This is a genomic window from Streptomyces sp. NRRL B-24484, assembly GCF_000717715.1.
Taxonomy (GTDB): Bacteria; Actinomycetota; Actinomycetes; order Streptomycetales; family Streptomycetaceae; genus Kitasatospora.
Genome location: NZ_JOAI01000004.1, coordinates 1 through 25,339, shown reverse-complemented (window position 1 = coordinate 25,339; position 25,339 = coordinate 1). Strand labels below are relative to the sequence as shown.

Annotated in this window: 33 protein-coding genes and 1 pseudogene; 22 read left to right on the top strand and 12 right to left on the bottom strand. The window is 75.3% G+C overall.

Annotated features, from left to right (window positions below; all coding sequences use genetic code 11):
• Window positions 1–101 precede the first annotated feature (101 nt).
• The gene (locus IE98_RS0104625) at window positions 102–485 is read left to right on the top strand and encodes a MerR family transcriptional regulator (protein WP_030264510.1); all 384 of its coding nucleotides are present in this window, start codon (window positions 102–104) and stop codon (window positions 483–485) included.
• A gap of 285 nt (window positions 486–770) precedes the next feature.
• Window positions 771–1,154 carry a hypothetical protein gene (locus IE98_RS0104620; protein ID WP_043173480.1) on the top strand — a complete coding sequence of 128 codons (384 nt, stop codon included), beginning with the start codon at window positions 771–773 and terminating at the stop codon, window positions 1,152–1,154.
• Between the two features lie 160 nt (window positions 1,155–1,314).
• Here IE98_RS0104620 and IE98_RS0104615 read toward each other — a convergent pair whose 3' ends face one another.
• Window positions 1,315–2,070, bottom strand: a complete 756-nt coding sequence (locus IE98_RS0104615; protein WP_052390128.1) for a hypothetical protein — start codon at window positions 2,068–2,070, stop codon at window positions 1,315–1,317.
• Between the two features lie 170 nt (window positions 2,071–2,240).
• Between IE98_RS0104615 and IE98_RS0104610 the strand changes: the two genes are divergently transcribed.
• The 3 genes from IE98_RS0104610 to IE98_RS0104600 all read left to right on the top strand — a co-directional run bounded on the left by IE98_RS0104610 (window position 2,241) and on the right by IE98_RS0104600 (window position 3,574).
• Window positions 2,241–2,708 carry an SRPBCC family protein gene (locus tag IE98_RS0104610; protein WP_030264501.1) on the top strand — a complete coding sequence of 156 codons (468 nt, stop codon included), beginning with the start codon at window positions 2,241–2,243 and terminating at the stop codon, window positions 2,706–2,708.
• Window positions 2,705–3,043 carry an ArsR/SmtB family transcription factor gene (locus IE98_RS0104605; RefSeq protein ID WP_030264498.1) on the top strand — a complete coding sequence of 113 codons (339 nt, stop codon included), beginning with the start codon at window positions 2,705–2,707 and terminating at the stop codon, window positions 3,041–3,043. The genes IE98_RS0104610 and IE98_RS0104605 overlap by 4 nt, the downstream gene beginning before the upstream one ends.
• 90 nt (window positions 3,044–3,133) lie before the next feature.
• Window positions 3,134–3,574, top strand: a complete 441-nt coding sequence (locus tag IE98_RS0104600; protein WP_030264495.1) for an SRPBCC family protein — start codon at window positions 3,134–3,136, stop codon at window positions 3,572–3,574.
• Between the two features lie 97 nt (window positions 3,575–3,671).
• Here IE98_RS0104600 and IE98_RS0104595 read toward each other — a convergent pair whose 3' ends face one another.
• Both IE98_RS0104595 and IE98_RS0104590 read right to left on the bottom strand, forming a co-directional pair.
• Complete coding sequence (locus IE98_RS0104595; RefSeq protein WP_030264493.1) at window positions 3,672–4,037, bottom strand: hypothetical protein; 366 nt, start codon at window positions 4,035–4,037, stop codon at window positions 3,672–3,674.
• Entirely contained in the window at window positions 4,034–4,324 is a 291-nt protein-coding gene (locus IE98_RS0104590; protein WP_052390157.1) for a hypothetical protein, read from the bottom strand. The genes IE98_RS0104595 and IE98_RS0104590 overlap by 4 nt, the downstream gene beginning before the upstream one ends.
• A gap of 147 nt (window positions 4,325–4,471) precedes the next feature.
• Here IE98_RS0104590 and IE98_RS0104585 point away from each other — a divergent pair, with 147 nt between their 5' ends.
• From IE98_RS0104585 to IE98_RS0104570, 4 genes are all read left to right on the top strand, one after another.
• Window positions 4,472–5,233 carry an SDR family NAD(P)-dependent oxidoreductase gene (locus IE98_RS0104585; protein WP_030264489.1) on the top strand — a complete coding sequence of 254 codons (762 nt, stop codon included), beginning with the start codon at window positions 4,472–4,474 and terminating at the stop codon, window positions 5,231–5,233.
• 195 nt (window positions 5,234–5,428) lie between these two features.
• Window positions 5,429–5,719: a hypothetical protein gene (locus tag IE98_RS42030; protein WP_030264486.1), complete on the top strand. Its 291-nt coding sequence runs from the start codon at window positions 5,429–5,431 to the stop codon at window positions 5,717–5,719.
• A 206-nt stretch (window positions 5,720–5,925) separates the two neighbouring features.
• Window positions 5,926–6,228, top strand: a complete 303-nt coding sequence (locus IE98_RS0104575; RefSeq protein ID WP_030264479.1) for a cupin domain-containing protein — start codon at window positions 5,926–5,928, stop codon at window positions 6,226–6,228.
• Window positions 6,229–6,263: 35 nt separating this feature from the next.
• Window positions 6,264–6,758, top strand: coding sequence for a cupin domain-containing protein (locus tag IE98_RS0104570; protein WP_030264476.1), 495 nt, complete (start codon window positions 6,264–6,266; stop codon window positions 6,756–6,758).
• Between the two features lie 41 nt (window positions 6,759–6,799).
• On the opposite strand, the gene IE98_RS0104565 is transcribed toward IE98_RS0104570, so the two are convergent.
• Window positions 6,800–8,200 (bottom strand): MFS transporter, encoded by a 1,401-nt coding sequence (locus tag IE98_RS0104565; RefSeq protein ID WP_052390127.1) that lies wholly within the window; start codon window positions 8,198–8,200, stop codon window positions 6,800–6,802.
• A 120-nt stretch (window positions 8,201–8,320) separates the two neighbouring features.
• Here IE98_RS0104565 and IE98_RS51850 point away from each other — a divergent pair, with 120 nt between their 5' ends.
• The gene (locus IE98_RS51850) at window positions 8,321–9,355 is read left to right on the top strand and encodes an Lrp/AsnC family transcriptional regulator (protein WP_052390126.1); all 1,035 of its coding nucleotides are present in this window, start codon (window positions 8,321–8,323) and stop codon (window positions 9,353–9,355) included.
• Between the two features lie 45 nt (window positions 9,356–9,400).
• On the opposite strand, the gene IE98_RS0104555 is transcribed toward IE98_RS51850, so the two are convergent.
• Entirely contained in the window at window positions 9,401–10,615 is a 1,215-nt protein-coding gene (locus tag IE98_RS0104555; protein WP_030264469.1) for a M20 metallopeptidase family protein, read from the bottom strand.
• 174 nt (window positions 10,616–10,789) lie between these two features.
• Here IE98_RS0104555 and IE98_RS42025 point away from each other — a divergent pair, with 174 nt between their 5' ends.
• Together IE98_RS42025 and IE98_RS47715 are read left to right on the top strand one after the other, a co-directional pair.
• Window positions 10,790–11,314, top strand: a complete 525-nt coding sequence (locus IE98_RS42025; RefSeq protein WP_052390125.1) for a hypothetical protein — start codon at window positions 10,790–10,792, stop codon at window positions 11,312–11,314.
• Window positions 11,311–11,985, top strand: coding sequence for an LppU/SCO3897 family protein (locus IE98_RS47715; protein ID WP_052390124.1), 675 nt, complete (start codon window positions 11,311–11,313; stop codon window positions 11,983–11,985). Before IE98_RS42025 ends, IE98_RS47715 begins: the two co-directional genes overlap by 4 nt.
• Window positions 11,986–12,007: 22 nt before the next feature.
• Here IE98_RS47715 and IE98_RS0104540 read toward each other — a convergent pair whose 3' ends face one another.
• Both IE98_RS0104540 and IE98_RS0104535 read right to left on the bottom strand, forming a co-directional pair.
• Window positions 12,008–13,267, bottom strand: coding sequence for an APC family permease (locus IE98_RS0104540; protein ID WP_420706162.1), 1,260 nt, complete (start codon window positions 13,265–13,267; stop codon window positions 12,008–12,010).
• Between the two features lie 107 nt (window positions 13,268–13,374).
• The gene (locus IE98_RS0104535) at window positions 13,375–14,205 is read right to left on the bottom strand and encodes a ZIP family metal transporter (RefSeq protein WP_030264459.1); all 831 of its coding nucleotides are present in this window, start codon (window positions 14,203–14,205) and stop codon (window positions 13,375–13,377) included.
• Between the two features lie 228 nt (window positions 14,206–14,433).
• Between IE98_RS0104535 and IE98_RS0104525 the strand changes: the two genes are divergently transcribed.
• Both IE98_RS0104525 and IE98_RS48895 read left to right on the top strand, forming a co-directional pair.
• Window positions 14,434–14,940, top strand: a complete 507-nt coding sequence (locus IE98_RS0104525) for a SigE family RNA polymerase sigma factor (protein ID WP_030264456.1) — start codon at window positions 14,434–14,436, stop codon at window positions 14,938–14,940.
• Complete coding sequence (locus IE98_RS48895; RefSeq protein WP_030264453.1) at window positions 14,937–15,755, top strand: hypothetical protein; 819 nt, start codon at window positions 14,937–14,939, stop codon at window positions 15,753–15,755. Before IE98_RS0104525 ends, IE98_RS48895 begins: the two co-directional genes overlap by 4 nt.
• Before the next feature lie 65 nt (window positions 15,756–15,820).
• On the opposite strand, the pseudogene IE98_RS42015 reads toward IE98_RS48895, so the two are convergent.
• Window positions 15,821–16,286, bottom strand: a pseudogene (locus IE98_RS42015) (ArsI/CadI family heavy metal resistance metalloenzyme).
• A gap of 149 nt (window positions 16,287–16,435) precedes the next feature.
• On the opposite strand from IE98_RS42015, the gene IE98_RS0104510 reads away from it, so the two are divergent.
• From IE98_RS0104510 to IE98_RS0104490, 5 genes are all read left to right on the top strand, one after another.
• Window positions 16,436–16,759, top strand: a complete 324-nt coding sequence (locus IE98_RS0104510; RefSeq protein WP_043173467.1) for an ArsR/SmtB family transcription factor — start codon at window positions 16,436–16,438, stop codon at window positions 16,757–16,759.
• Complete coding sequence (locus IE98_RS0104505) at window positions 16,756–17,502, top strand: aquaporin (RefSeq protein WP_043173445.1); 747 nt, start codon at window positions 16,756–16,758, stop codon at window positions 17,500–17,502. Before IE98_RS0104510 ends, IE98_RS0104505 begins: the two co-directional genes overlap by 4 nt.
• A 51-nt stretch (window positions 17,503–17,553) precedes the next feature.
• Entirely contained in the window at window positions 17,554–17,973 is a 420-nt protein-coding gene (locus IE98_RS0104500) for an arsenate reductase ArsC (RefSeq protein ID WP_030264445.1), read from the top strand.
• Window positions 17,970–18,464, top strand: a complete 495-nt coding sequence (locus IE98_RS0104495) for a GNAT family N-acetyltransferase (protein ID WP_030264442.1) — start codon at window positions 17,970–17,972, stop codon at window positions 18,462–18,464. The genes IE98_RS0104500 and IE98_RS0104495 overlap by 4 nt, the downstream gene beginning before the upstream one ends.
• Before the next feature lie 293 nt (window positions 18,465–18,757).
• Entirely contained in the window at window positions 18,758–19,342 is a 585-nt protein-coding gene (locus IE98_RS0104490) for a TMEM165/GDT1 family protein (RefSeq protein WP_030264440.1), read from the top strand.
• An 80-nt stretch (window positions 19,343–19,422) separates the two neighbouring features.
• Here the strand turns inward: IE98_RS0104490 and IE98_RS0104485 are convergent, their stop codons facing one another.
• On the bottom strand, window positions 19,423–20,721 hold the full coding sequence (locus IE98_RS0104485; protein ID WP_030264434.1) for an MFS transporter: 1,299 nt from the start codon (window positions 20,719–20,721) through the stop codon (window positions 19,423–19,425).
• Window positions 20,722–21,165: 444 nt separating this feature from the next.
• Between IE98_RS0104485 and IE98_RS0104480 the strand changes: the two genes are divergently transcribed.
• Window positions 21,166–21,489, top strand: coding sequence for a YciI family protein (locus IE98_RS0104480; RefSeq protein ID WP_030264433.1), 324 nt, complete (start codon window positions 21,166–21,168; stop codon window positions 21,487–21,489).
• Window positions 21,486–22,715 carry an RNA polymerase sigma factor gene (locus IE98_RS0104475; RefSeq protein ID WP_030264431.1) on the top strand — a complete coding sequence of 410 codons (1,230 nt, stop codon included), beginning with the start codon at window positions 21,486–21,488 and terminating at the stop codon, window positions 22,713–22,715. The genes IE98_RS0104480 and IE98_RS0104475 overlap by 4 nt, the downstream gene beginning before the upstream one ends.
• Window positions 22,716–22,838: 123 nt before the next feature.
• Here IE98_RS0104475 and IE98_RS0104470 read toward each other — a convergent pair whose 3' ends face one another.
• Window positions 22,839–23,255, bottom strand: a complete 417-nt coding sequence (locus tag IE98_RS0104470) for a VOC family protein (RefSeq protein WP_030264429.1) — start codon at window positions 23,253–23,255, stop codon at window positions 22,839–22,841.
• Window positions 23,256–23,265: 10 nt separating this feature from the next.
• Window positions 23,266–23,685, bottom strand: a complete 420-nt coding sequence (locus IE98_RS0104465) for a helix-turn-helix transcriptional regulator (RefSeq protein ID WP_030264427.1) — start codon at window positions 23,683–23,685, stop codon at window positions 23,266–23,268.
• Between the two features lie 198 nt (window positions 23,686–23,883).
• On the opposite strand from IE98_RS0104465, the gene IE98_RS0104460 reads away from it, so the two are divergent.
• Window positions 23,884–24,372: an NUDIX domain-containing protein gene (locus tag IE98_RS0104460; RefSeq protein ID WP_043173442.1), complete on the top strand. Its 489-nt coding sequence runs from the start codon at window positions 23,884–23,886 to the stop codon at window positions 24,370–24,372.
• Between the two features lie 31 nt (window positions 24,373–24,403).
• On the opposite strand, the gene IE98_RS0104455 is transcribed toward IE98_RS0104460, so the two are convergent.
• Window positions 24,404–25,054, bottom strand: a complete 651-nt coding sequence (locus IE98_RS0104455; protein ID WP_052390123.1) for a class I SAM-dependent methyltransferase — start codon at window positions 25,052–25,054, stop codon at window positions 24,404–24,406.
• Window positions 25,055–25,339 lie beyond the last annotated feature (285 nt).

Genomic DNA, 25,339 nt, shown 5'->3' with positions numbered 1-25,339 from the left:
TGTGCTCGGTCGGCGTGCTCCGGTGCGCGGCCGTCGGTTCGCCGTGCCCCGATGTTCACAACTGGAGCGCGCTCCAGGTCAAGCGGCGGCACAATGACCGGATGACTGGCGCCCCGACACCCCTCCTGACCCCGGCCGAGACGGTCGAACGGTCGGGATTCAGCCTCGACACCCTGCGCTACTACGAGCGGATCGGCCTGCTGGCCGGAGTCGGGCGCGCGGCCAGCGGGCACCGCCGGTTCACCGAGGGGGACCTGCAGTGGCTCGGTGTGCTGCGCTGTCTGCGCGACACCGGCATGCCGATCGCCGACATGCGGCGCTACGCCGAACTCGCGCGCTCCGACGACCCGTCCTCGGTGCAGGAGCGGCTCGACCTGCTGGAGCGGCACCAGGGCGCCGTCCGGGAGCGGATCGCCCTGCTCCAGGCCCAGGAGGGGCACCTCGCCGAGAAGATCGGCCACTACCGCACCCTGCTGGAGCCGTAGCGCGCGGCGCCGCCCGCCCGCCCGCCGGGAGAGGCCCTCGCGCGGTGCCGGGCACCCATGACATCCGTCACGTCCGCTTGCTGACACATCGTCGCTACTCGTGGCCGGGTCGGACTGCAAGACTGGTGATCATCGCCGGGCGCTCGTCCCGGGCGGGAACACACCACGGGGGACACCATGCAGCACGGCGCGACCGAGACAGTCACTTCCGGATCCGCATCCGCATCCGCCGACGCGGCCGCGGCCGTCGGCGCCACCGCGGAGGTGCTGCCCACGGTCGGCGAGATGCGGCTTCCCGCCTGGTTCTTCGGCTTCGAGGGCGTGCTCGCCGGGGCCTTCGACCTGCTGAAGGCGTTCCCGTCGGCGTGGCCCGCCCTGGTCGTCCTCGCGGCGGTCAACATCACCGTCTCGCTCACCCTGCTGCGCCGGCGGCTGAAGCTCGCCAAGCTGCTGTGGCGCGGCAAGGGCACCCGCAAGGTGGCGTTCGCGCTGGTGGGCCTGCGCATCGGCACCCATGTCCTGCTGGGCTTCCTCGGCCTGGCCCTGACCTCCGCGCTCGGCCACGTCCTGATGGCCCTGGTGATGGCGGGCATCACGGTCGGCCTGCTGGCCTACGTCCAGCAGGCCGCGCTGACCGCCCTGCTCGCCGCCGGCAAGGTCACCGCCTGAGGCCTGAGAAGCCGTTGGCTCCTCCGAGTCCATCGGTCCGCGCCTCCGATGTACCGGTGCGGCGCCCGTCGTCGCGGGCGAGGCGGCGTGAGCGCCTCAGCCACGCGAACGTCCACGTGACCAGCCACACTGGTGGGCCGTTCACCCATCAGTCAGAAGGTCAGAAGGGAGGTTCGAGATCGCCGCGGCCATCGCTGTGTGGCCCGCAGTCCCAGGGCTCCTCCTGGAAAGGCCCGATGTCGGTGACGTCGTGGCCCCATGCTTCGAGGGCCTTCCGGGCAACGCGCCGGTTGGAGTCGTTGCTGCTGGTGTCCAGGATGCGGCGCGCGTGCACGGCGAGGTGATCGCGGTGACGGGCAAGCGCGGGGTGTTCGGCGAGGATGAGTGCGGTGAGCCCGGCGGCTTCGCGCACGTCCTCGTGACCGTCCTGCAGGAAGGGTGCGACGGCTCGGTAGAGCTTCGGGCGCAGGTCCCGGAAGGCCGCCACCGGGCCGTCGTGGGTGAGGTGGGCGAGGAAGCCGGGGACGTACTGCTCGGTGCGGTCGACGATCTCGTCGGAGGCGTCGTAGGCCGTGGAAGCCAACCAGTTCAGCAGTGTCGCGCGGACGGGGACGTTGCGGTACGGCCGGAGGGTCATGGCCGCCGGGTGGGCGAGGATGCCGGCGACGAACACGGCGACGGGGGCGGTGGCCTCGTAGGTGCTGTTCTGGTGGCCGACCAGCTCCCTCAGTTCGGACAGAGCGGTGACCTGCACCTTGGGATCGGGTTCCAGCAACCGTGCCAGGACTTCGGGAAGGCACTCACCGTTCCCGAAAGCCGTCGGGAGGGAGCCCCAGTCGGTCTCCGCCAGGACGACGCGGTAGGGCGGCACGTCGGGCTCGCAGTCTGCCCAGGCCGTGGAGCTGCTGTGGTTCACGGGCCAAACCTAGACCCGACTTCTGAACGCCCGGCGCCCGGCGCCCGATGTCCGGGCGCCGCCGCCACGTCGCCCCCCGGCACCCGAATTGAGCAACCAATGGTTGCGCATTCGCCCGGGGCGTCGTAGGGTTACCTGCAACCAAAGGTTGCGAATGAAGGAGCGGCGGCATGGAGGAGTACGGCAGCATCGAGCGGGAGATCCAGGTGGACGCCCCGCCCGAGGTGGTCTACGAGGTCATCAGCACCCCGGAGCACCTGCGGGAGTGGTGGCCGGACGAGGCCGAGCTGAAGCCGGTGCCCGGTGGGACGGGCGTCATCACCTTCGGGGACGCTTCCTCGCCGGACGCCAAGGTCGAGCCGCTCACCGTGGTGGAGGCCGACCCGCCCCGGCGGTTCTCCTTCCGCTGGGTGTACGACGGGCCCGAGGCCCCCGGGCCGGGCAACTCCCTGCTGGTCACCTTCGACCTGGTGCCCTCCGGGACGGGCACGCTGCTGCGCTTCAGCGAGGCGGGCTTCCGGGAGCGGGGCTGGGAGGCGGCCGTGCTGGAGGACGCCTACCGCGACCACGAGAGCGGCTGGAACCACTTCCTGCCCCGTCTGGTCGGCTACCTCGACCGGCTGGTGGCCGCGCCGTGAACGCCGTCATCGACGACGAGCTCTGGTCGGCGGTCGGCGACCCGATACGCCGGCGCATGCTCGACCTGCTGCTCGCCGAGGGCGGCGGCACGGCGACCACGCTGAGCAGCAGTCTGCCCGTCACCCGGCAGGCCGTCGCCAAGCACCTCGGCGTGCTCGACCGGGTCGGACTGGTCCACGCCACCCCGTCCGGGCGGGAACGCCGCTACGAGGTGGACGAGGCCCAACTCGCCCGCGCGGTCGCCCAGCTGTCCTCGGTCGGGGCCGCCTGGGACGCCCGGCTCGGCCGGATCAAGCGGATCGCCGAGGCCATCCACCGCAGCCAGGAGGGCTGACCCCCTCGCCCCACAGGCGCCGCCCGACCGCGGCGGCGCGGACCGAACGCGCCCGGACACCGGGCGCCCGCACCGAAGAGAGGTGTCGACATGCTCGACATCCTGCACAGGATCGGCGTCACGTCCTCGCCCGAGGCCGTCTACACGGCCCTCACCACGGTCGACGGGCTGGCGAGCTGGTGGACGGAGGACACCAGCGGCGACAGCGAGGTCGGCGGAGTCGTCCGGTTCCGCTTCCTGCCCGGCGGCTTCGACATGAAGGTGCTGGAGGCGAAGCCCGCCGAGCGGGTGGTCTGGGAGGTCGTCGACGGGCCCGAGGAGTGGCTCGGCACCCAGGTCCGCTTCGAGCTCAAGCAGGAGGACGACTACACCATCGTCCTGTTCCGGCACCAGGGTTGGCGGGAGCCGGTCGAGTTCATGTACCACTGCAGCACCAAGTGGGCGAGCTACCTGCTGAGCCTGAAGAGGCTCGTCGAGACCGGCAAGGGCGAGCCCGCCCCGCGCGACGTCCAGATCAGCAACTGGCACTGAGCCGCGCCGCGGCCGCGCCGAGCCGCACACGGCCGTGCCGCGGCCGCCGCCCGCCGGACCCGCACCCGCGAGGTCCGGCGGGCGGCCCGTCGACCGGTCAGGTCGTCCAGGTCCTGAGCCGCGCGGCGACCTCGCGGACGGGGAGCCCCTCGCGGGCCGCCCGCGCGAGCGGCAGCACGGTGTCGAGCCCGGGCCTCACCGGCAGGTTGCACGCCGCCAGGTAGCCCGCGGTGACGGTGGCCGCGTACAGCAGGTTGCGCACCTCCAGGCAGGGGTTGCGCGCGAGTTCGCAGAGCAGCGCGGCGGCCTTGTGGTGCGGCTCCGGGTAGACCTCGTGGGCGAGGACCTCGGCGCGGTGCCGTGCCTCCGCGGCGATCGGCACGCCGTAGTCCACGACCTGCGGGTCGCCGGGGATCTCCTGGGCCAGCGCGAGGATCCAGGCGAGGTCGACCCTGAGGTTCACGCGGCGTACCCGGGTGCGTCGTGCGGGCCGTGCGCCTCGTGCGGGCCGCGTGCGGTTCGGGCGGACTCGCCGGGGTAGCGGTCCTCGCCGAACTCCTCCTCGAAGGCGTCGGCGTACGCGGCCAGGAAGGCCTGCGCCCCGGCCAGGAAGGCCGCCCGGGACTCGTTGACGTCCTGCTCGATCAGATCGGCGACGTAGCCCTGCAGGCTCAGCCCGCGGCGCTTGGCCCGCTCCTCCGCGGCCGCCCGGATCTCGTCGTCCAGCCTGATGTTGGTCTGCTTCACCATGCCCGACAGCATAGCTATCACCCGGTACCGGTGGCTAGCACAAGCGGACGCGGCGCAGCCGGTTCACCCGGACGCGCCGCGGCGGGATGCCGGGCGGGCCGCCGCCGGGCCGGTTCCCTGGAGGGGACGGCCAGGAGGAGGACGCGGGTGCTGCTGGAGAACAGGAACGCCGTGATCTACGGCGGCGGCGGTGCGATCGGCGGTGCCGTGGCGCGGGCGTTCGCCGAGGAGGGCGCCCGGGTGCACCTGGCCGGCCGGACGCAGGAGAGCCTCGACCGGGTGGCCGCGCGGATCCGCGCCACGGGAGGCGCCGCCGAGACCGCCGTGGTCGACGCACTCGACGAGGAGGCCGTAGACCGGCACGCCGACGCGGTCGCGGAGCGGTTCGGAAGCATCGACATCTCCTTCGACCTGATCTCGTACGGCGACGTGCACGGCACCCCGCTCGCCGGGATGACGCTGGCGGACTTCGAACGGCCGGTGGTGAACGCCGTCCGGTCGATGTTCCTGACCGCCCGGGCCGCCGCCCGGCACATGGTCCCGCAGGGCTCCGGCGTGATCCTCAACTTCGGCGGCGACGGCGGGCGCGACCCGATCCGCAACTACTTCATCGGCGGCTTCCAGGTGGCCCTGGAGGCGACCGGCACCCTGCGCCGGCAGCTCGCCGCCGAACTCGGCCCGCACGGCATCCGCGTGGTGACCCTGCACACCGGCGGCATCCCGGAGACCGTCCCGGCCTCGGAACCGGCCCGCGACGCGATCACCGAGATGATCGTCGGCAAGACCATGCTCGGCCGCGCCGCCGGACTGGCGGACGTCGGCCGGGTCGCCGCCTTCCTCGCCTCGGACGGGGCCGCCAGCATCACGGCCGCCTCGGTCAACATCACCTGCGGCGCCGTCGCGGACTGACGTCCCGTCGGCCTCGCCGCTGCGAGCTGCTCGTGCGTACGGGAACGCCGGGTCGGTGCCGGGTGCGGGCCCGTCGTCGGCGGTGCGGCGGTGGACCGGGGTTCAGCGTGCAGGCGCCCGGCGGGCTGTGGTGCGGGACGGGGTCGTGCGGTCGGCTGCCGGACGGCCGGGTCGGGACGGGGTGCCGGGCAGCAGGTGCATCAGGGCGAGTCGGACGAGCGCGGCGAGGGCCGGTGCGGCCCAGACGCCCCGGATGCCGACCGGGCCGACCGGGCCGCCGTCCTGCGCCGACGCCTCGCCTTCCTCCAGGAGCCGAGCAGCTTCTTCTACGACGGGGACGGCGAGCCGGTGACCGCCGAGAACGAACCGAACCCCTTCCGGCGCGGCATGCTCCTGGTCGCGCGGGCCTCCGGCGCGGCCGAACGCGCCTGGCTCGCCGAGACCGTGGCCGACCTCGACACCGCGGCCGGAGCCGCGGGGCCCTGACCGGCCGTCGGCCCGCCAAGTTTTACCGAACGGTCGACCAACCGGCCCTCCGGTGCGGATAGGTTCCAGGCAATCCCGAAACCACCGATCGGACGCCCCCGCAGCGGGGCGTGCCGCCGAGGAGGCCTGCCGTGACCCCTGCCGACCCGACCGCCGTCACTCCGTCCGCTGCTGACCCGGCCGCCGGCTCCACCACCGGTGCCCCGGTGCCCGTCGACCTGGCCGCGGTCGCCGCGGCGCTGCCCGCCGCCTGGAGCTCCCGCCTGCTCGGCCAGGTCGGCGGCGCCGCGGTGAAGGTCCTCCGGATGGACGGGCGAACGCTCGACACCGAGCACCACCCCACCGCCGAGGCCCTGCTGGTCCTCGACGGCCGGCTCGAACTCGTCGTGGACGGCGCCGAGTCCACCGTCGGCCCGGGCGGTCTCGCCTGGGTGCCCGCCGGCGCGCGGCACGCCGTCCGGCCCGGCAGCCACGGCACACTGGTCATCGTCGAGGTGCCCGAGGGATGACCCGGCCACCGACCCGGACGAGGGAGAGTGACGCCATGCCGACGGCGCAGGAGTGGATCGACTCGCTGGGCCTGGAGCCGCACGTGGAGGGCGGCTACTTCCGCCGCACCTACCAGGCGGACCACCGGCCCGCGGTGCCGACGCCGTCCGGCGACCGGTTCGCCGTGACCGCCATCCACTACCTGCTGACCCACTGGTCGCCGATCGGGCACTGGCACCTCAACCGGTCGGACATCCTGCACTTCCACCACCACGGCGAGCCGATCACCTACCACCTGCTCCACCCGGACGGCCGGTACGGGCGCGCCGTCCTCGGCCAGGACCCGGGCCGCGGCGAACTCCTGACGCTCGCCGTCCCGGGCGGCGTCTGGAAGGCCTCGCACCTCGAGTCCGGGGACCACGGCCTGATCAGCGAGGCCGTGGTGCCCGGCTTCGACTACGCCGACATGACGCTCGGCCGGGTCGACGACCTGCTGCGGCGCTTCCCCGGCCACGAGGAACTCGTCCGCCGCTACTGCCGCCCGGCCTGACCGCAGCGGACACCAGGACGCGTGGACTCGCACGCCCGGTGCTACCGGTCCCGCGGGCGCAGGGCCAGCGCGATCGGGGTGCCGAGCGCGCAGGCCAGCGCGCAGACCGTCCAGACCGCCGTGTAGGCGCCCTCCTCCGGCACGCCCGGGTGCAGCAGCAGGTGGTCCAGCACGGCAGCCGCCCCCGCGCCCGCGGCAGCGCCCGCCAGCGACTTCAGGGTGTTGTAGACGCCGGTGCCGATCCCCGTCTGGTCGCGGGGGAGACGCCGCATCAGCAGGCCCGGCAGCAGGCTCAAACCCAGCCCTGCGCCGAAGCCGCAGACCGCGCCCGGGACGGCGAACTGCCAGAAGGCGTGGTGTCCGGCCGCGATCGCCGCGTAGCCGGCCGCGCACAGTCCGAAGCCGACCGCGAGGACGCCGGCCGCGCCGTGACGGCGGGCCAGCCGGTCCGCGACGATCGCGCCGGCCATGGCGGCCACGGTCTGCGGCAGGTACAGCAGACCCAGTTGCAGCGGCACCGCACCGAGGCCGTAACCGGTCTCCGCCGGGTCCGCCGCCTCGAAGGCCAGGGTCGGGCCCTGCGCGCCGTACAGGGCGCAGCCCAGCAGGAAGCTCAGCGCGAACACCGGTGCGGTGGCGCGGCGGGACAGCAGCCGGACATCCACCATCGGCCGGTCGGTGCGCAGTTCGTGCCGGACGAACAGCGCCAGCAGCACCGGCCCGAGCACCAGCAGCAGTGCGGCCGCGGCGCCCGGCAGCACGGCGCTGCCGCCGAGACCCGCCAGCAGCAGGGTCAGGCCGAGCGACAGCAGCGCCGCACCGGGCCAGTCGATCCGGCCGTGCGCCCGGGTCCGCGAGTCCGGGACGAGCCACCACACCACCGGCAGCGCCAGCAGCGGCAGCACCGCGAGGAACCACAGCAGCGGCCGGGTGGCGGCCTCGCTCGTCCCCAGGCCGCCGACGGCGAGCGCGCCGAGGGTCGAGCCGACGGTCAGCGAACCGACCAGCGGGCCGACCGCCCGGCCGCCGCGCTCCTCGCCGAGACCGTCCCGCAGGATCGCGAACTCCAGCGGCAGCCAGCAGGCCAGGAACCCGGACAGGGCGCGGCCGAGCAGCAGCAGCGGCAGGTCCGGGGCGAGCGCCGTGCAGACGGCGCCGAGCAGGGTCAGCAGCACGGTGACGCGCAGCAGCAGCCGGTGGCCGTGCAGGTCGCCCAGCCGGGAGGTGAGCGGCACGGCGACGCCGGACACCAGGAACTCCACGCCGAGCGCGAGGCTCAGGTCGCCGGCGTCGAGGTGCAGTTGCTCGCCGAGGCGCGGCAGCAGGATCGGGAATCCGCCCTGCAGCACACCGCTGGCGAACTCCACCAGGACGAGCAGCGGGACGGCCGCCCGGACGGCCGTCCGGACGGGGGCGACCGCAAGGGGGACGGTCTCGGTCATGGGCACATCCGTGGGGGCGGAGGGGCGGCGGGGGTGGCCGTAAGGATGGCTAACCTGGGGGTTCACGAGCCCGAGCCGCACGATTTCGCACCTGCGGCCCTCTCCGCGCAAGGATCGGCCATGATCGACGAGCTGGACCTGGCCCTGGTGGACGCGCTCAGGGTGGACCCGCGGGCCCCCTGGTCCCGGCTGGCGGGACCGCTCGGCGTCGACCCGGCGACCCTCTCCCGGCGCTGGGCCAGGCTGGAGGCGGACGGCGACGCCTGGGTCACCTGCTACCCCTCCGCGGACCGGATCGGCCGCGGCCTCACCGCGCTGGTCGAGGTCGAGTGCGGCTCCGGCCGGGTCGCCGAGGTCGCCCGGGCCCTGTCCGGACACCCGCAGATCGCCTCGATCGAGGTCGTCACCGGCAGCGCCAACCTGCTGCTCACCGTCGGCGCCGCCGACCCGGCCGCGCTCGCCGGCCACCTGCTGGAACAGATCTGCGCCGTGCCCGGGATCGGGCGCACCCGGACGGCCCTGGTCGAACGGACCGTCCGCGAGGGCAGCCGGTGGAGCGGCGGCGCCCTCGACGCCGAACAGCGCCGCGCGATCGCCGAACCGCCGGGCGAGCACCGCAGCCCCCGCGCCGGCCGGCAGATCGAGGAGGACCTCGCCCTGATGCAGGCCCTCGGCGGCGACGGCCGGATGCCCTACGCCGAACTCGCCGAACGGACCGGCCTGCCCGCCACCACCGTCCGCCGCCGGCTCGCCGAACTCCGGGACTCCGGACGGCTGGTGCTGCGCTGCGACGCCTCGCCGCGGGTCACCGGCAACCCGCTCGCCGTGCTGCTCTGGCTGGAGGTGCCGCCCGGCCGGCTGGAGGAGGCCGCCGGGTGGCTGGCCGGCCTGCCGCAGGCCCGGATGTGCGCGGTGACCGTCGGCCGGGCCAACCTCGCGCTCTACCTGATGGTCCGCCGGCTGCCGGAACTGCGGCGGCTGGAGGAGGAGCTGGCCAGGCGCTTCGACCGGCTGCGGGTCCGCGACCGGCTGGTGACCCTGCGCACCGTCAAACTGGTCGGCCGGCTGCTCACCCAGGACGGCCGGGCGCACGGCTACGTCCCCATCGACCCCTGGCCCATCGACCCGTGGCCCGCCGGGCCGCCCGCGGAGTGATCCCGGGCGGCCCGACGGGCCACGGCATTCGGCCGGCAGCTGCGGTCAGCCGCGCGCCAGCCTGCCGAGCGCCAGCGCCGCCAGCAGGGCGGCCGCGTCCGGCAGCACCCCGTCGTCGAACTCGGCCTGCGCCGAGTGGTTGTAGGCCGCCGTGAAGGGGTCGCGTCCGGGCGGGCAGGCACCGAGCATCAGGTACGCCCCGGGCACCAGCTGCGCCAGCACACCGAAGTCCTCCGAGCCCGCCACCGGCCGCGGCATCTCCACGTACCGGTCGTCACCGAGCAGCCGCCGGGCGGTGTCCGCGGCGAAGGCCGCCTCCGCGGCGTCGTTCACCGTCACCGGGTAGCCCGGTTCGACGGCCGCCGTCACCTCCATGCCGTGCGCCTCGCCGACGCCCCGCACCACCCGCACCGCCTCCTCGACCACCCGCTCGCGCGCCTCCGGCGAGAACGAGCGGACCGTCGCCGCGAACACCGCCTCGTCCGGGATCACGTTCTCCACCGTCCCGGCGTGGAAGGTGCCGACCGTCACCACCACCGGGTCGAACGCGTCGAACCGCCGGGTCGCCATCGTCTGCAGCGCGAGCACCGCCTCGCAGGCCGCCGGGACGGGGTCCAGCGCCAGGTGCGGGCTCGACCCGTGACCGCCACGGCCCCGCACCGTCACCCGCAGCGTGTCCGAGGCCGCCATGATCGGACCCGGCCGGCCCGCCACCCAGCCGCCCGGCAGCAGCGCCGCCCCCACGTGCAGCGCGTACGCCGCCACGACCCGCTCGCCGGCCGCGTCCAGCACCCCCTCGTCGACCATCAGCGCGGCGCCGCCCCCGCCCTCCTCACCGGGCTGGAACATGAACACCACACTGCCCGCCAGCTCCTGCTGCCGCTCCGCCAGCAGCCGGGCCGCGCCGACCAGCGCGGCGGTGTGCAGGTCGTGCCCGCAGGCGTGCATCGCCCCCGGCACCTGCGAGGCGTACGGCAGGTCGGCGGTCTCCTGCACCGGCAGGGCGTCCAGGTCGGCGCGGAGCAGCACCGCCGGGCCCGGACGGCCGCCGCGCAGCACCGCCGTCACCGAGCTCAGCTTCTCGCCGAGGGTGACCTCCAGCGGCAGCCCCTCCAGGGCCGCCAGCACCCGCGCCCGGGTCGACGGCAGGTCGAGCCCGATCTCGGGCTCCCGGTGCAGCGCCCGCCGCAGCTCCACCAGACCCGGTCGCAGCCCCTCGGCCGACTCGCGCAGCGCGGACAGATGAACGGGAGCCGACATGGCCACTCCTCCTGGGTAGACGGTCCCCGAATCGTGCCCCCGCGGGCCGCCCCGCCCACCGAACCGCACGGATCCTCCGCCCGCGGCCACCCGCACGCACGATTCGGCCGAGCAGCCGGGTCGCCCGCGCACCCTCCCGCACGGACCGTCCGCGGCGGATGACAGCATGCCGGCATGACGACGAGCGAACCGCGGACCACCGCGGAGGCGGTGGAGGAGTTGCGCACCATCGCCCACGGATGGGCCGACGGCCGGCGCGGCGACACGACGGAGCTGATCCACGCGGCCGACCGCGCCCTGTGGGCCGGGGTGGACGCCCCGTCACTGGCACCGCTCGCCGGGCTGCTCACCGTCGAACGCGACCTTGCCGCAGAGCTGTTCGCACAGGTCACCGACGAGCTCGGCTTCGGCCTGCCGCCCGCCGACGGCGGCCCCGACGGCCTGCCGCTCGCCCGCTGGTGGGCCGCCGAGATCGTCGCCGGCCGCCTCGACCCCGGCGAGGGCGCCGCCCTCATCATGGACGAGATCGTCGAAGTCCACGGCGCACACGAGGCCCTGACCCCCATGATCGACGCGGTGCGGGCCCTCTGGAGCCCCTCCCCGCCCGGCCCCTCACCCACGGAGATCACCACCCGCCTCACCCGGGCCGCCCGCGAACTCCTCACCCGCATCCCGGACCCACGGCGGAGCCGTCCGTGAGCCGTCAGGACCCCGTGCCCGCACCCGCGCCGACGACGCCGTCCGAGGCCGTGCCGCGCTGCGAGGTCTGCGGGTCCGGGCCGGCTGCCGAAGCGACCTTCCGCGGGCACCAGGCCTTCTTCCTGCTGATGCGCTTCCCCAGGGCCGAGGGCCCGTTCTGCCGCACCTGCGGGACGGCGGTGCACCGGAGCCTGACCGCGCGGACCCTCTGGCAGGGCTGGACGGGCATCTTCTCACTGGTCGTCAACCCGGTGGTGCTGCTCCTCAACCTGCTGAGCCTGCGGCGGATCCGCCGACTGCCGGACCTGGACCCGGACCCGGTCTCCGTCCCGGGGACGGGCCGTGCACCGCTGAGCCCCGGCCGGCCCCTGCTCCTGCGCGTCGAGCTCCTCGGGCTGCTGATCCCGGCCCTGATCGTCGGCGCCTTCGCGTGGGACGCCACCACCAGCACGGACTACGCCGCCGTCGGTGACTGCATCCACCGTGACGCGGAGCCGGCGCTGCCCGGGGCCGTGGTCGTCGACTGCACCGACCGCGATGCGGACTTCCGGGTCGTCGCCCGCTTCGACGCGGTCCACCCGGGCGCCTGCGCCGCCGTGCCCGGTTCGGAGGCCTCGCTCGTGCTGCGGCGCGGCCGGACCGACTACACCCTCTGCCTCGGCCGGCCCTGAGCCGCGACCCGGCAGGGGGCGGTCAGCCCCGGGCGGGGAGTCGGCGCAGGCCGTACGCGGCGGCCCCCACGGCGAGCACCGCTGCTCCCTGCAGTACCGAGGACGCCGGCAGTGCGAAGGCCAGGACCAGGCAGCCCGCGGCGCCGACCACCGGTACGGCGCGCGGTGGGCGGCCCTCGGCCGGGGTGAGGGTGCGTGCGGAGGCGTTGGCGATCGCGTAGTAGACGAGCACGCCGAAGGAGGAGAAGCCGATCGCGTCGCGGACGTCCGCGGTGGCGGCGAGGACGGCGACCACCGCGCCCACGGCCAGTTCGGCGCGGTGCGGGACGTGGAAGCGCGGATGCACGGCGGCCAGCGCGTGCGGCAGGTGCCGGTCGCGGGCCATCGCGAGCGTGGTGCGGGAGACACCGAGGATCAGCGCGAGCAGCGAGCCCAGGGCGGCGACGGCCGCGCCCGCCCGGACGACCGGGACGAGCCCGGGGGCGCCCACGGCCCGGACGGCGTCCGCCAGCGGGGCGGTGGTGGCGGCCAGTCCGTCCGGGCCGAGCACCGCCAGCAGGGCGAGCCCGACCAGCGTGTAGACGACCAGCGTGACCGCCAGGGCGATGCCGACGGCCCGCGGTACGGTGCGCTGCGGATCCCGCACCTCCTCGCCGAGGGTGGCGATGCGGGCGTACCCGGCGAAGGCGAAGAACAGCAGGCCGGCCGCCTGCAGCACGCCGTGCGGCCCGGCGTCCGCACCGACCGCCCAGCGCCCCGGGTCCGCGGCGCCGCCGGACAGGCAGACCGTCACCACGACGGCCAGCACCGCCAGGACGGTGGCGACGATCGCCCGGGTGAGCCGGGCGGCCTTCTGCACCCCGACGTAGTTCACCGCGGTCAGCACCACCACGGCCGCCACCGCGACGGCGTGCGCCTGCGCGGGCCACAGGTAGGAGCCCACCGTCAGCGCCATCGCCGCGCAGGACGCGGTCTTGCCGACCACGAACGCCCACCCGGCCAGGTACCCCCAGAACGGCCCGAGCCGCTCGCGGCCGTACACGTAGGTGCCGCCCGAGGCCGGGTGGCGGGCGGCCAGGCGGGCGGAGGAGGTGGCGTTGCAGTACGCGACCACCCCGGCCAGGGCGAGGGCCGGCAGCAGGCCGGAGCCGGCGGCCGCGGCCGCCGGGGCGAACGCGGCGAAGACGCCCGCGCCGATCATGGCCCCGAGGCCGATCACCACGGCGTCGAACACGCCCAGGTGCCGCCGGAGCCCGGGCGGCCCGGCCGGTGCTGTCGACATGCCCATCGTGCTCTCCCCCGGGGGACGGATCGGATCGGCCCGCACAATAGACGACCCCGGTGTACGGCTGCCGAACCGGCCCTGGGCCGGGGCGGGCGGACGCCCCCTCAGACGCCCGCCGCGACGAGCACCGCGTCCGTGCCGAAGCCGAGCAGCAGACCGAGCAGGACCATCCAGGCGGTCAGCTCCTTCGTGCCCGTCCGCCGGGCGACGGCCAACAGCTCGATCACCACGTAGAGGATCGAGCCGGCGGCCAGGCCGAGGAAGGCGACGCCGACCGTCTCGTCCACCACCCGTCGGCCGATCAGCGTGCCGACGAAGGTCGGGCCGCCGGCGATCAGCCCGAGCACAGCCAGGCTGCCCCAGGACGGCCGTTCGCCCGCGGCGGCCAGCGGCGCCACGATCCCGAAGCCCTCCGTCGCGTTGTGCAGGCCGAACCCGATCACCAGCAGGACGGCAAGCGAGATGTCGCCCCGCGCCGCCGAGTTGCCGATCGCCAGGCCCTCGGCGAAGTTGTGCAGGCCGATCCCGGTGGCGATCATCAGGGCGAGGCCGGCGGCGTGCGAGCGGGCGCCGGCGGCCGGGCCGGTGGCCGCCGCGGCACCGGGGCCGGGGGAGCGGGGCGGGTCCGGCGCGTTCCGGCGGGCCGCCCACCGGTCGTAGCGGACGAGCCCCAGCAGACCGACCGTCAGCCCGGCGGCCAGCACCAGGCCGTTCTGCGCCGCGGTGCCCCAGTCGTGCGCGGACAGCTCCTCGCCGGTCGGCTCCCACGCCGCGCCGAGGACGTCCCAGAGCAGGAAGAGCAGGACGCCGATCGCCACGGCGTTCAGTGCGGCGCGCAGCCGGGGCACGGGCCGGCGCAGGCGGGCCACCGGCAGCCCCAGGAAGACGGTGACACCCGCGACGGCACCGAGCAGGGCGATCTGCGGACCGGACATCGGGCACCCTCCGGGATACACGGCGGCGGACGGCCCCCGGACCGACTGCGGTTAGCCTCACCTAAGGGGCATCGCCTCCAGCCTGACGGCCGCCGCGCCCGCCCGCACCTCCGCGCCCGCCCGCACCTCCGCGCCCGCCCGCACCTCCGCGCCCGCCGGTTCCGAGGGCCCCGCAGGATCGTTCCGCCGGCTGACAACCTTTCCGCCCCTCCCGAGCGTGTGAGGAGCGTGAGTCGATCAACGAGAGACGCCGACTACGCGGCCTTCGTCCAGGCCGCCTGGCAGCGCCACCTGCGGACCGCCGAGCTGCTGACGGGCGACCCGCACCGCGGCCAGGACCTGCTCCAGGACTGCCTGGTCAAGCTGTACGTGCGCTGGCCCCGGCAGGCTGCGGACCCGCACGCCTACCTGCGGCGGATGCTGGCCAACGGCAGCATCAGCCGCTGGCGCCGCCGTCGCCGCGAACTGCTCACCGCCGAGACCCCCGACACCGCCGACCCGACCGGCGACCCGGCCGGGCCGGGCGGGGAGCCGGACGGCGCCCTGCGCCGCGCCCTGCTCGCCCTGCCCGACCGGCAGCGGGCCGTGGTGGTGCTGCGGCACATCGAGGACCTCAGTGAGAAGGAGACCGCCGCCGTGCTCGGCTGCACGGTCGGCTCGGTCAAGAGCCACAACTCCAGGGCCATGGCGCGGCTGCGCGCGGCCCTGCCCGAACGCCAGGAGGCCGCACTGTGACGAACCCGCAGGACGAACTGATCGAGGCGATCAGGACACTGCCCGGCCCCGTGCCGGCCCGGCCGGCCCCGGTCGGCGCACTGCTGCTCCGCGGGCACCGGGCCCGCCGGACCCGGCTCCTGGCGCGCACCGCGATCGGTGCCGGAGCCGCCGCCCTCGCGGCCGCCGCGGTGGGGGTGTTCCCGCCGTTCGCCGGGGGGTCCGCGGCCGGGCCGGCGGCGCCCGCCGCGGGGGCGCGCGGCACCGGCTACCGGATCACCCTGACGTACACCGTGGAGGGCCAGGGGGGTCCCGACCGCTTCCCGCCGCCCCAGACCTACCGGGGTGCGGCCGACCCCGCCTCGCACCGGGCGCAGCTGGCATGGGAGGCCGGCGGGACGGAGTGGCGCATCCTCGGCGCGGAGGAGTTCAACCGGACGGGCGGCCGCGCCTGGCGCGCGGGCAATCCGCCGGTCGGTCCGCGCGGCACCCTGCCCACCGCCGGCCTCGTCGCCGTGCAGCCCCGGGAGCTCCTCGCCGAACTGCGCTCCCGCGGCACGGTCACCCGCACCACAGGCCCCGGCGGCAGCGAGACGTACGACTTCTCCTACGTCTCGCACGACTCCCCGTACACGGGGGAGCGGGGGACGGGCGACAACACCGTGACCGGCCGGGTCGACCTGGTCGGCGGCCGGTACCGGTCCGTCACCGTGCAGACCGTCCTCACCGGCCGGACCGGGGACGCCGACACCGAGCCGATCGTCCGGCGGACGGTGATCGACTTCTCCGACTACGGCATCCCGGTGTCCGTCGAGCGGCCCCCGCTCGGCGGCTGACCGGCGGCGCCCGGGCGCCGCCGCGCCCGCGGCACCGGCCGCTCCCGCGCAGGGGACGGGAGCGGTCAGCCGCAGGCGCAGCCCGCGGAAGCGGTGTCGGTGGCGGCATCGGCGGTCGTGCCGCAGCAGGTGTCCGGGCCGTCGGCGCCCTTGGTGAGCGTGTGGGCGTCGGCCTTCACGACGTACACCTCCCAGGGCTCCCGGCCGGGGCCGTGCACCCACACCTTGTCCTGGAGCGCGTAGCAGCAGGAGGTGTCGTTCTCCTCGGCGGTGGCCAGGCCCTCGTCCCGGAGGCGGGCGGCCGCCGCGGCGACCTCCTCGGTGGAGGCGACCTCGACCCCGAGGTGGTCGAGGCGGGTCTCCCCGTCCGCCGCGCCCTCGATCAGGACGAGCTTGAGCGGGGGGCTCGGCGACGGCGAAGTTCGCGTAGCCGGGACGGCGCTTGGCCGGCCCGGTGCCGAACAGCTTGGTGTAGAAGGCGACGGAGCCTTCCAGGTCGGCGACGCGCAGGGCGAGCTGAACACGGGACACGACGGTCTCCCCGATCCGAGGTCTTGTATCGACGATTGTCGATACAGTCGAGCTTGCTCTCCTGAATCGACGGATGTCAACATAGACGTATGTCGAATTAGGAGCTGGTGGTCCTCGACCAGGACGATGCCGGGGTGTGCTGCTCACCGATGGTGCGCGAGCCGCTCGGCGAGGAGGCGGCCGCCGATCTGGCGCGGATGTTCAAGGCGCTGTCGGACCCGGTCCGCCTGCGGCTGCTCTCGCTGATCGCCTCGCACGAGGGCGGCGAGGCCTGCGTCTGCGACCTGACCGGCCCGTTCGACGTCTCCCAGCCGACCGTCTCGCACCACCTCAAGGTGCTGCGGCAGGCCGGCCTGGTCGGCTCCGAGCGGCGCGGCACCTGGGTCTACTACTGGGTGCTGCCCGCCGCGCTCGCCCAGCTCTCCGCCCTGCTCCGGGCCCCGGCCGGCGCCCCCGCCGGTGGTGCGGCATGAGCGCCTCCCCGCCGCTCGGGCGGCGCGCCGCGGTCGAGTTCCTCGGCACGGCCGCACTGGTCGCCGTGGTGGTCGGCTCGGGCATCCAGGCCGCGCAGCTCTCCCACGACGTCGGGGTGCAGCTGCTCGCCAACTCGCTGGCCACCGTGTTCGGCCTCGGTGTGCTGATCGTCCTGCTCGGCCCGGTCTCCGGCGCCCACTTCAACCCCGTCGTCACCCTCGCCGCCTGGTGGACCGGCCGCCGGGGCGGCGGGGGACCGGACCTCCGCGAGGTCGCCGCGTACGCAGCGGCGCAGGTGTCCGGGGCGATCGGCGGCGCGGTGCTGGCGAACGCCATGTTCGCCGAACCGCTCGTCGCCGCGTCCACCCACGACCGCTGGGCACCGTACCTGTGGCTGGGCGAGGTGGTCGCCACCGCCGGCCTGGTCCTGCTGGCCCTCGGCCTGGCCCGGGCCGGCCGCGGGCACCTCGCCCCGGCCGCGGTCGCCGGCTACATCGGTGCCGCGTACTGGTTCACCTCCTCTACCAGCTTCGCGAACCCCGCCGTGACCGTCGGCCGCGCCGTCACCGGCACGTTCGCCGGCATCGCCCCCGCCTCCGTCGGGCCGTTCGTCGCCGCCCAGCTCCTCGGCCTGGCCGTCGGCCTCGCCCTGCTCCCGGTGCTGTTCGGCCGCGCCGGAGCCGCCGCCGAGGACGCCGCCGTCCCGCACGGCGACCACCACCACGCCGCCGCCGGCCGCTGACCCCCGCTGACCCCCGCCCTCCCGCCGACCGCCGACCGAAGGAACCGATCCGTGAGCGCTCCCGCCGTCCCGTCCGTGCTGTTCGTCTGCGTGCACAACGCCGGCCGCTCCCAGATGGCAGCCGCCCTCCTCGCCCACCTCGGCCGGGAGCGGGTCGAGGTCCGCTCCGCCGGCTCCGCGCCCGCCGGGACCGTGAACGCGGCCGTGGTCGAGGCGATGAAGGAGGTCGGGATCGACATCTCGGCCGAGGTCCCGAAGGTGCTCACCACCGAGGCCGTCCAGGCGTCCGACGTCGTGATCACCATGGGCTGCGGCGACGCCTGCCCGTACTTCCCCGGCAAGCGGTACCTCGACTGGAAGCTCGACGACCCGGCCGGGCAGGGCGTCGACGCCGTCCGGCCGATCCGCGACCGGATCGAGCAGCACGTCCGCGGCCTGCTCGCCGACCTCGGCGTCGAGGCCGCCGCATGACCCCGGTGACGGTGGCCGCGATGCTCCCCGAGCACGCCGCCGACGTCCTCGCGATCTACCGGCACGGGATCGACGGCGGCGACGCCACCTTCGAGACCACCGCCCCCGACGGGGCGGCCTTCGACGCCGCCCGCCTCCCCGAACACCGCCTGGTCGCCCTCGACGGCGGCCGGGTGCTCGGCTGGGCCGCCGTCTCGCCGGTCTCCGACCGCTGCGCCTACGCGGGCGTGGTCGAGCACTCCGTCTACGTCCACCCGGAGGCCCGCGGCCGGGGCGTCGGCCTCACCCTGCTGCGGGCGCTGCTCGCCTCCACCGACGCCGCCGGCATCTGGACGGTGCAGTCCGGCGTCTTCCCGGAGAACACGGCCAGCCTCGCCCTGCACGCCAGGGCCGGCTTCCGGGTCGTCGGCACCCGCGAACGCCTCGGCCGGCACCACGGCCGCTGGCGCGACGTCGTCCTGCTGGAGCGCCGGAGCCCGGTCGTCGGCTGACGGGGCCCCGGCGCCGGTACGCCGTGCGGCCCGGGTACACTCGAAGTGCGAAGGGGAGTAGTCCCGAAACACCGGTACGTCGACACACTGGACGCCCGCACACCAGCGGACGGCCCGGCCGCCGGGCCGCAGCACCTCCGGGTGGTGCGGTGGACGAGACCTTCGGCAAGGCATGACCGGCGCCCGCACCCGCGGGGGTCGATTCGTCGTGCCGGGCCGAGGCGTCCTCCCGGACCACCCGCGAAGGGTGTTCGCACCGACACTCCGGCCCGGCCCCAGCAGAGAGCTCCCGGATGTCCCTCGACCCCGTGGCGATCCTCACCGCCTTCGGTCTGATCTTCCTCGCCGAACTCCCCGACAAGACGATGTTCGCGTCCCTCGCCATGGGCACGCGGATGCGCCCGCTCTACGTCTGGATCGGCACCTCCAGTGCCTTCATCGTCCACGTCGCCATCGCCGTCGGCGCCGGAAGCCTCATCGGCCTGCTGCCGAACGTCGCCGTCAAGCTGCTCTCGGCCGCCCTCTTCGCCTTCGGCGCCTTCGTGCTGCTGCGCAGCGGCGGTGACGACGACGGCGCGGACGAGGCCGGCCGCACGGTGACCGGGTTCTGGCCGGTGTGGACGGCCGCGTTCATGGCCGTGTTCATCGGCGAGTGGGGCGACCTGACCCAGATCACCACGGCCAACCTCGCGGCCACCAACGGCGTGCTCTCCACCGCGATCGGCTCGGCCGCCGCGCTGATGAGCGTCTCCGCGCTCGCCCTGGTGGTCGGCCGCTTCATCGCCAAGCGGGTGCCGCTGCGGATGGTCCAGCGCGTCGGCGGCGTCTGCATGGGCCTGCTCGCCGTCTGGTCCGTGATCGAGGCCTTCGCCGGCTGACGTCCGCGGACACCCCCACCCCCGACTGCCGCCGCCGGCCCTCTGCCGGCGGCGGCAGTCGTGTGCGGGGCCGGGAGCGGTCACGGCCGGGGTGCGACCGCCGCGCCGCCGCGGGCGGTCAACACGACCGCGGGCAGGACGGCGAGGGCGAGCAGGCCGCCGCCGAGGGCCAGCACGGGGTAGCCGGCGAGGTCGACGACGGCGCCGGAGGCCAGGCCGCCGGCGGCGCCGGAGACGGCGATGGCGACGTCGACCATGCCCTGCGTCCTCGCCCTGGTCGCCAGCGGCACCGCATCGGTGATGATCGCGGTGCCCGCGACCAGGCCGAAGTTCCAGCCCAGGCCGAGCAGGGCGAGCGCCAGCGCGAGCAGCGGGACGGAGCCGCCGGGCGCGGACGCCGCCAGCACGCCCGCCGCGAGCAGGGTCAGCCCGGAGGCCGTCGCCAGGGCCGTCCGCCCGTAGCGGTCGACGAGCCGGCCGGTCAGCGGTGACGGCAGGTACATCGCACCGATGTGGACCGCGATGACCAGGCCCGAGGCCGCGGTGCCGTGGCCCATGTCGTGCATGTGGACGGGCGTCATCGTCATCACCGCCACCATGACGAGCTGGGTGAGGACCATCACCGAGGTCCCGAGCAGCACTCCGCGCCGCACCCCGGCGGGCGTCGTCCCCGGCACGGCGGCCACCGACCCGCCGGCGTCCGCACCGGCGGAGGCGGTGCGCTCCCGGGCCAGCAGCAGCGGGTCGGGGCGCAGCCAGATCGCGAGGACGGCGGCCGCCGCCGCGTACGCGACGCCGGCCAGCAGGAACGGTCCCGCCAGCCGGGGTATGCCGAGGCCCGCCGCGAGGTCGCCGGTGGGCGCCGCGAGGTTCGGGCCCGCGATGCCGCCGAGCGTGGTGGCGACCAGCACGGTGGAGACGGCGCGGGCCCGGTGGGTCGGCGCGGCGAGATCGGCCCCGGCGTAGCGGGCCTGCAGATTGGTCGCGCTGCCCGCGCCGTAGACCAGCAGGGCGGCGAACAGCAGCACGGGACTGTCGGCGACGGCGGCGGCGATCACGCCCGCGCTGCCGACCGCGCCGGTCGCGTAGCCGAGGGCCAGCCCGGGCCGGCGTCCGCGGGCCGCCGAGATGCGGCTGACGGCGATCGCGGCCAGCGCACTGCCCGCCGTGAACAGCGCGCTCGGCAGACCGGCCAGCCCGGCCGAACCGAGCATCTCCTGCGCCAGCAGGGCGCCGACGGTGATCCCGGCGGCCAGCCCGGCACCGCTGAGCACCTGCGAGGCGACCAGCACGGTCAGGACGCGGCGCTGGGCCGCGTCGACGGAGGCGGCGGCACCGGGGTCGGAGGCGGTCGAGGGCGTCGAGGCGGTACTCGTCACTGAGCGGGCCCTTTCGGCGGCGGTCGGGTACGGGACGGGGCTGTCCGCGTACGGGGGCGGGGAACGGCCGGGGCGTCCGGGCCGGTGGGACAGTCGCATCATGCCTTCGGCCCGGTCCGGGGAAACGGCCGGGGGCGGCCCTCGCCACAGGGTGCCCCGGTCGCTGGGCGACGCCGGACACGGCGTCAACCGGTGCGGGCTCCGGCCGTGCCCGCGCGCTCCGCCGTCCGGTCGCCTCCCCGCGCGCCCCGGCCGGTGGACGGCTCGGACGCCGTCCCGGCGGGCCGGGAGGGGATACCGTCGGTCCCGGACCGCTCGCGACCGCCGCCCCGGAAATTCCTCGAAGGAATTCCGTCCGGGGTGTCGGATCGGGGCGGCGCCGTTCGTGGAAGGGGTGAGCGGTCGCCCGTGAGGGGCGTCCCCGACGCACAGGAGACGGTTGCGATGCAGTACCTCTTTTCGGTGATCCACGACAGCGCCGCGCTCGCCACCGCCGAGGAGATGGCGGCGATCGACGTGTTCAACGAGCGGCTGGTGGCCGAGGGGCACTGGGTCTTCGCCGCCGGGCTCGGCGGGCCCGACACGGCCACGGTGATCGACGACCGCGGCGAGGAGACGGTGCTCACCGACGGGCCCTTCCTGGAGTCGAAGGAGTACCTCGTCGGCTTCTGGATCGTCGAGGCGCCCGACCTCGACGTGGCGATCGGCCTGGCCACCGCAGGCTCGAAGGCCTGCAACCGGAAGGTCGAGGTGCGGCCCGTCCTGTGAGCGCGACCGACGTCCAGGAGGCGATCACCCGGGCCCACCGCGAGGAGTGGGCCCGGCTGGTCGCCGTCCTGACCGGACGGTACGGCGACCTCGACACCGCCGAGGAGGCGGCGGCCGAGGCGTTCGCCGCCGCCGTCGAGCACTGGCCGGCCGACGGCGTGCCGCCCAACCCCGGCGCCTGGCTGACCACCACCGCCAACCGGCGGGCCATCGACCGGATCCGGCGAGAGAGCAGGCGCGACGCCAAACAGAGGGAGGCGCGGACGGTGTACGGCGGACCACCCGAGCCCCTCGGCCCGGTCGGCGACGAGCGGCTCCGGCTGATCTTCACCTGCTGCCACCCGGCGCTCGCCCCGGGCACCCGGGTGGCGCTGACCCTCCGCATGGTCGGCGGTCTGACGGTGGCCGAGATCGCCCGCGCCTTCCTGGTGCAGGAGAGCGCCATGGGGCGGCGGATCACCCGCGCCAAGGTCAAGATCAAGGAGGCCCGGATCCCCTACCGGGTGCCGTCCGCGGAGGACCTCCCGCGGCGGGTCTCCGCCGTGCTCGCCGTGCTCTTCCTGATCTTCAACGAGGGCTACCTGGTGACCGGCCCCGACACCGGCCCGCTCCGCCACGACCTGACCACGGAGGCGATCCGGCTCACCCGCCTGCTCCGCGATTTGCTGCCGCAGGACGGCGAGGCGGCCGGACTGCTGGCCCTGATGCTCCTCACCGAGGCCCGCCGCACCGCCCGCCTCTCCCCGGAGGGCGAACTCGTCTCCCTCGCCGAGCAGGACCGCACGGCCTGGGACACGAGCCTGATCGCCGAGGGCCACCGGCTGGTGCGCGAGCGACTGGACTCCGGCGCGGCCCCGGGGCGCTACCAGATCCTGGCGGCGATCAACGCCGTGCACACCTCCGCCTCCGGCGCGGAGGACACCGACTGGTCGCAGGTGGTCGCCCTCTACGACCAGCTCGTCCGGCTCGACCCCTCGCCGGTCGTCGCCCTCAACCGGGCCGTCGCCGTCGCCGAACTCGACGGCCCGGAGGTGGCGCTGGCGGCCGTCGACCGCCTCGACGACGCCCTGTCCGGCTACCACGCCTACCACGCGACCCGCGCCGAGCTGCTGCGCCGGCTGGGCCTCCGTCAGCAGGCGGGCGCCGCCTACGACCGGGCGATCGCGCTGGCGGGGAACACCGCCGAGACCGCCTCCCTGACCCGCCGTCGGGACCGGCTGCGGTAGCGGCACCGCCCCCGGACGGGACACCTCAGGGGCGCGCCGGCGAAGGCCGTGGGTGCCGCGGGCACGCCGACGGCCCGGCCGGCCGTTTCCGGCCGCCGGGCCGTGGACCGCCGCGGCGGGCGGTCAGGCCGCGCGGGGCTGGGTGAACCGCAGCATGTTCCCGGCGGGGTCGCGGAAGGCGCAGTCGCGCACGCCGTACGGCTGGTCCATCGGTTCCTGCAGCACCTCGGCACCCGCCGCGCTGACCCGCTCGAAGGTGGCGTCGCAGTCGTCCGTCTGGAAGATGACCCCGCGCAGCAGGCCCTTCGCCATCAGCTCGGCCACCGTCTGCCGGTCGGCGTCCGAGGCGTTCGGGTCGGCGAGCGGCGGCTCCAGGACGATCTCCACGCCCGGCTGGGTCGGCGAGCCGACCGTCACCCACCGCATCCCCTCGAAGCCGACGTCGTTGCGGACCTCCAGGCCGAGCGCGTCGCGGTAGAAGGCGAGCGCCTTGTCGTGGTCGTCGACGGCGATGAAACACTGCGAAAGCTTGATGTCCATGGGCCACACGCTACGGACCGGCGTCGGATTTCGCTTCTCCGTTTCTGACGGGCCGGGTGTGCATCTTCGCGACGCAGGCCGGGATCGGCGCGCCGTGGTCGTGGTCGCGCGCCCGGTACGCGCTCGGGCTCTCGCCCACGAGCTCGGTGAACCGCGAACTGAACGACCCCAGCGACGTACAGCCCACCGCCATGCAGACGTCGGTGACCGACAGGTCGCCGCGCCGCAGCAGGGCCTTCGCCCGCTCGATCCGGCGGGTCATGAGGTAGCTGTACGGCGTCTCGCCGTACGCGGCCCGGAAGCTGCGCGAGAAGTGGCCGGGCGACATGAGGGCGTCCCGTGCGAGCGCCGGGACGTCCAGCGGCTCCGCGTAGTCGCGGTCCATCCGGTCACGGGCCCGGCGCAGCCGGACGAGGTCGTCGATCTCCACACCTCGCACCGTACAACCCCGCTCGGACGGTCACGCCGAAACCGGGCGACCGCCCCGCTCCGGCTCCCGGATTGCCCCGCCCGGCCCGGACACGATGGAATCCCGGTGGATCGCGGCGGGGACGCACGGGGACACACGGTGAACGCCGCCGGATCCGTCCCGCCCGACCGACGAGGGCGCACCGCACAGGGGGAGAGCATGGCCGACAGCAGCCGAGGGTTCGTCAGGGACGCACGCGGATGCCGCCACTGGGGACCGCACGGCGCCGCCGGACTGCTGCTGCTCCGGGGCCCCGACCTGCTGCTCCAACGACGTTCGTGGCGGGTCCACCACGGCCGCACCTGGAGCATCCCCGGCGGCGCCCTGGACGCCGGCGAGAGCCCCTGGGACGGCGCGCGCCGCGAGTTCGCCGAGGAACTCGGCGGCCTCCCCGTCCTGCGCCACCTGCACACCTTCGTCGACGACCACGGCGGCTGGGCCTACCACACGGTCGTCGCCGAGGCGTTGGAGCCGTTCCGCCCGCGCCGCGGCGACGGCGAGGCGGCCGCCCACCGGTGGTGCAGCCCCGCCGAGGTCGCCGGGCTGCGCCTGCACCCCGGCTTCGCGGCCACCTGGCCGGACCTGGCCGCCGGGCTGGACGGGCTGGACGGGCTGGACGGGCTGGACGGGCTCGGTCGGCGGGGCTGACGCCGCGGCGCCCCCGGGGGCGGTCCGGCGTTCAGGGCCGGATCGGGCCGCCCTCGGCCTGCAGCACCAGGCTGCTCCAGCGGACGCCGTCCCGGCCGTGGAGGTCGGGGCGCTCGGAGCGGTGCAGCGGCTGCAGGCCGTGTGTCCGGCCGGCCGCGACGGTGTCCTCCGCCGACACCTCGAACATGCGTCGGCCGGCGGGCACCGGGCCGTGGCGCAGCTGTACGAAGAAGCGGCCGCCGGGCGCCAGCAGCGCGGCGATCCTGGCGAGGGCGCGGGCCCGCTCCCCGGCGTCCAGGTGCATCCAGACCGCGGTGGCGAAGACCGCGTCGAAGCGCGGCCCGTCCCCGGCCGAGGCGAGCTCCGGGAGGCTGTCGTCGACCCAGTCGATCGCGGCGCCGACGTGCAGGCGCTGCCCGTGGCGGCGCAGGGCCGCCGTCGGCTCGACCGCCACCACCCGGTGCCCGCGGCCCGCGAGCGCGGCGGCGTCGCGCCCCGTCCCGGCCCCCACGTCGAGCACCCGCCCGGGGCCGCCCGGCACCAGGTGCAGCACCTCCCGGTGCACCTGCTCGAAGGTGACCTCCTCGTACTGCACCGCCAGCACGTCCGCGGCCTCGGCGTAGCCCGCCGTGCCCGGAACCCGCCCAACGTCCCCGCCCACCGCTGCCCCTCGATCGTCCATGGGCAGCAGGCTAGGCCGTCCCCGAGACCGGCCCGCGCCCGCCGTGTGCGTTGCGGGGGCGTAAGTAAGGACCTTCTTCACTTATACGGAGATTTCATGTTCTGAAACTCTTGGTATGGGAGACATTCGCAGGAGAGGGAGAGAGGAGGCCGGACCCATGCCCGGCAGTCCGGTGACGAGCGGCACGGCAGGCACTCCGGTTCACCGCGAACGCCCGGTGGAAGATCACGCCGGGCGGGAAGCTGTCCCTGCCGAAGGTGGGCGACCTGGACGTGAAGTGGTCGC

What these genes read in the sequence shown, in the direction of transcription:
- IE98_RS0104505 (WP_043173445.1), top strand. Translation starts at nt 16,756, where the DNA reads ATGAGCGCCTCCCCGCCGCTCGGGCGGCGCGCCGCGGTCGAGTTCCTC.
- IE98_RS0104590 (WP_052390157.1), bottom strand. Translation starts at nt 4,324, where the DNA reads ATGGTGAAGCAGACCAACATCAGGCTGGACGACGAGATCCGGGCGGCC.
- IE98_RS0104470 (WP_030264429.1), bottom strand. Translation starts at nt 23,255, where the DNA reads ATGGACATCAAGCTTTCGCAGTGTTTCATCGCCGTCGACGACCACGAC.
- IE98_RS0104610 (WP_030264501.1), top strand. Translation starts at nt 2,241, where the DNA reads ATGGAGGAGTACGGCAGCATCGAGCGGGAGATCCAGGTGGACGCCCCG.
- IE98_RS0104460 (WP_043173442.1), top strand. Translation starts at nt 23,884, where the DNA reads ATGGCCGACAGCAGCCGAGGGTTCGTCAGGGACGCACGCGGATGCCGC.
- IE98_RS0104535 (WP_030264459.1), bottom strand. Translation starts at nt 14,205, where the DNA reads ATGTCCGGTCCGCAGATCGCCCTGCTCGGTGCCGTCGCGGGTGTCACC.
- IE98_RS51850 (WP_052390126.1), top strand. Translation starts at nt 8,321, where the DNA reads ATGATCGACGAGCTGGACCTGGCCCTGGTGGACGCGCTCAGGGTGGAC.
- IE98_RS0104455 (WP_052390123.1), bottom strand. Translation starts at nt 25,054, where the DNA reads ATGGACGATCGAGGGGCAGCGGTGGGCGGGGACGTTGGGCGGGTTCCG.
- IE98_RS0104480 (WP_030264433.1), top strand. Translation starts at nt 21,166, where the DNA reads ATGCAGTACCTCTTTTCGGTGATCCACGACAGCGCCGCGCTCGCCACC.
- IE98_RS0104510 (WP_043173467.1), top strand. Translation starts at nt 16,436, where the DNA reads ATGGTGCGCGAGCCGCTCGGCGAGGAGGCGGCCGCCGATCTGGCGCGG.
- IE98_RS0104490 (WP_030264440.1), top strand. Translation starts at nt 18,758, where the DNA reads ATGTCCCTCGACCCCGTGGCGATCCTCACCGCCTTCGGTCTGATCTTC.
- IE98_RS0104600 (WP_030264495.1), top strand. Translation starts at nt 3,134, where the DNA reads ATGCTCGACATCCTGCACAGGATCGGCGTCACGTCCTCGCCCGAGGCC.
- IE98_RS0104555 (WP_030264469.1), bottom strand. Translation starts at nt 10,615, where the DNA reads ATGTCGGCTCCCGTTCATCTGTCCGCGCTGCGCGAGTCGGCCGAGGGG.
- IE98_RS0104570 (WP_030264476.1), top strand. Translation starts at nt 6,264, where the DNA reads ATGCCGACGGCGCAGGAGTGGATCGACTCGCTGGGCCTGGAGCCGCAC.
- IE98_RS0104620 (WP_043173480.1), top strand. Translation starts at nt 771, where the DNA reads ATGCGGCTTCCCGCCTGGTTCTTCGGCTTCGAGGGCGTGCTCGCCGGG.
- IE98_RS0104540 (WP_420706162.1), bottom strand. Translation starts at nt 13,267, where the DNA reads ATGTCGACAGCACCGGCCGGGCCGCCCGGGCTCCGGCGGCACCTGGGC.
- IE98_RS0104565 (WP_052390127.1), bottom strand. Translation starts at nt 8,200, where the DNA reads ATGACCGAGACCGTCCCCCTTGCGGTCGCCCCCGTCCGGACGGCCGTC.
- IE98_RS42025 (WP_052390125.1), top strand. Translation starts at nt 10,790, where the DNA reads ATGACGACGAGCGAACCGCGGACCACCGCGGAGGCGGTGGAGGAGTTG.
- IE98_RS0104495 (WP_030264442.1), top strand. Translation starts at nt 17,970, where the DNA reads ATGACCCCGGTGACGGTGGCCGCGATGCTCCCCGAGCACGCCGCCGAC.
- IE98_RS0104625 (WP_030264510.1), top strand. Translation starts at nt 102, where the DNA reads ATGACTGGCGCCCCGACACCCCTCCTGACCCCGGCCGAGACGGTCGAA.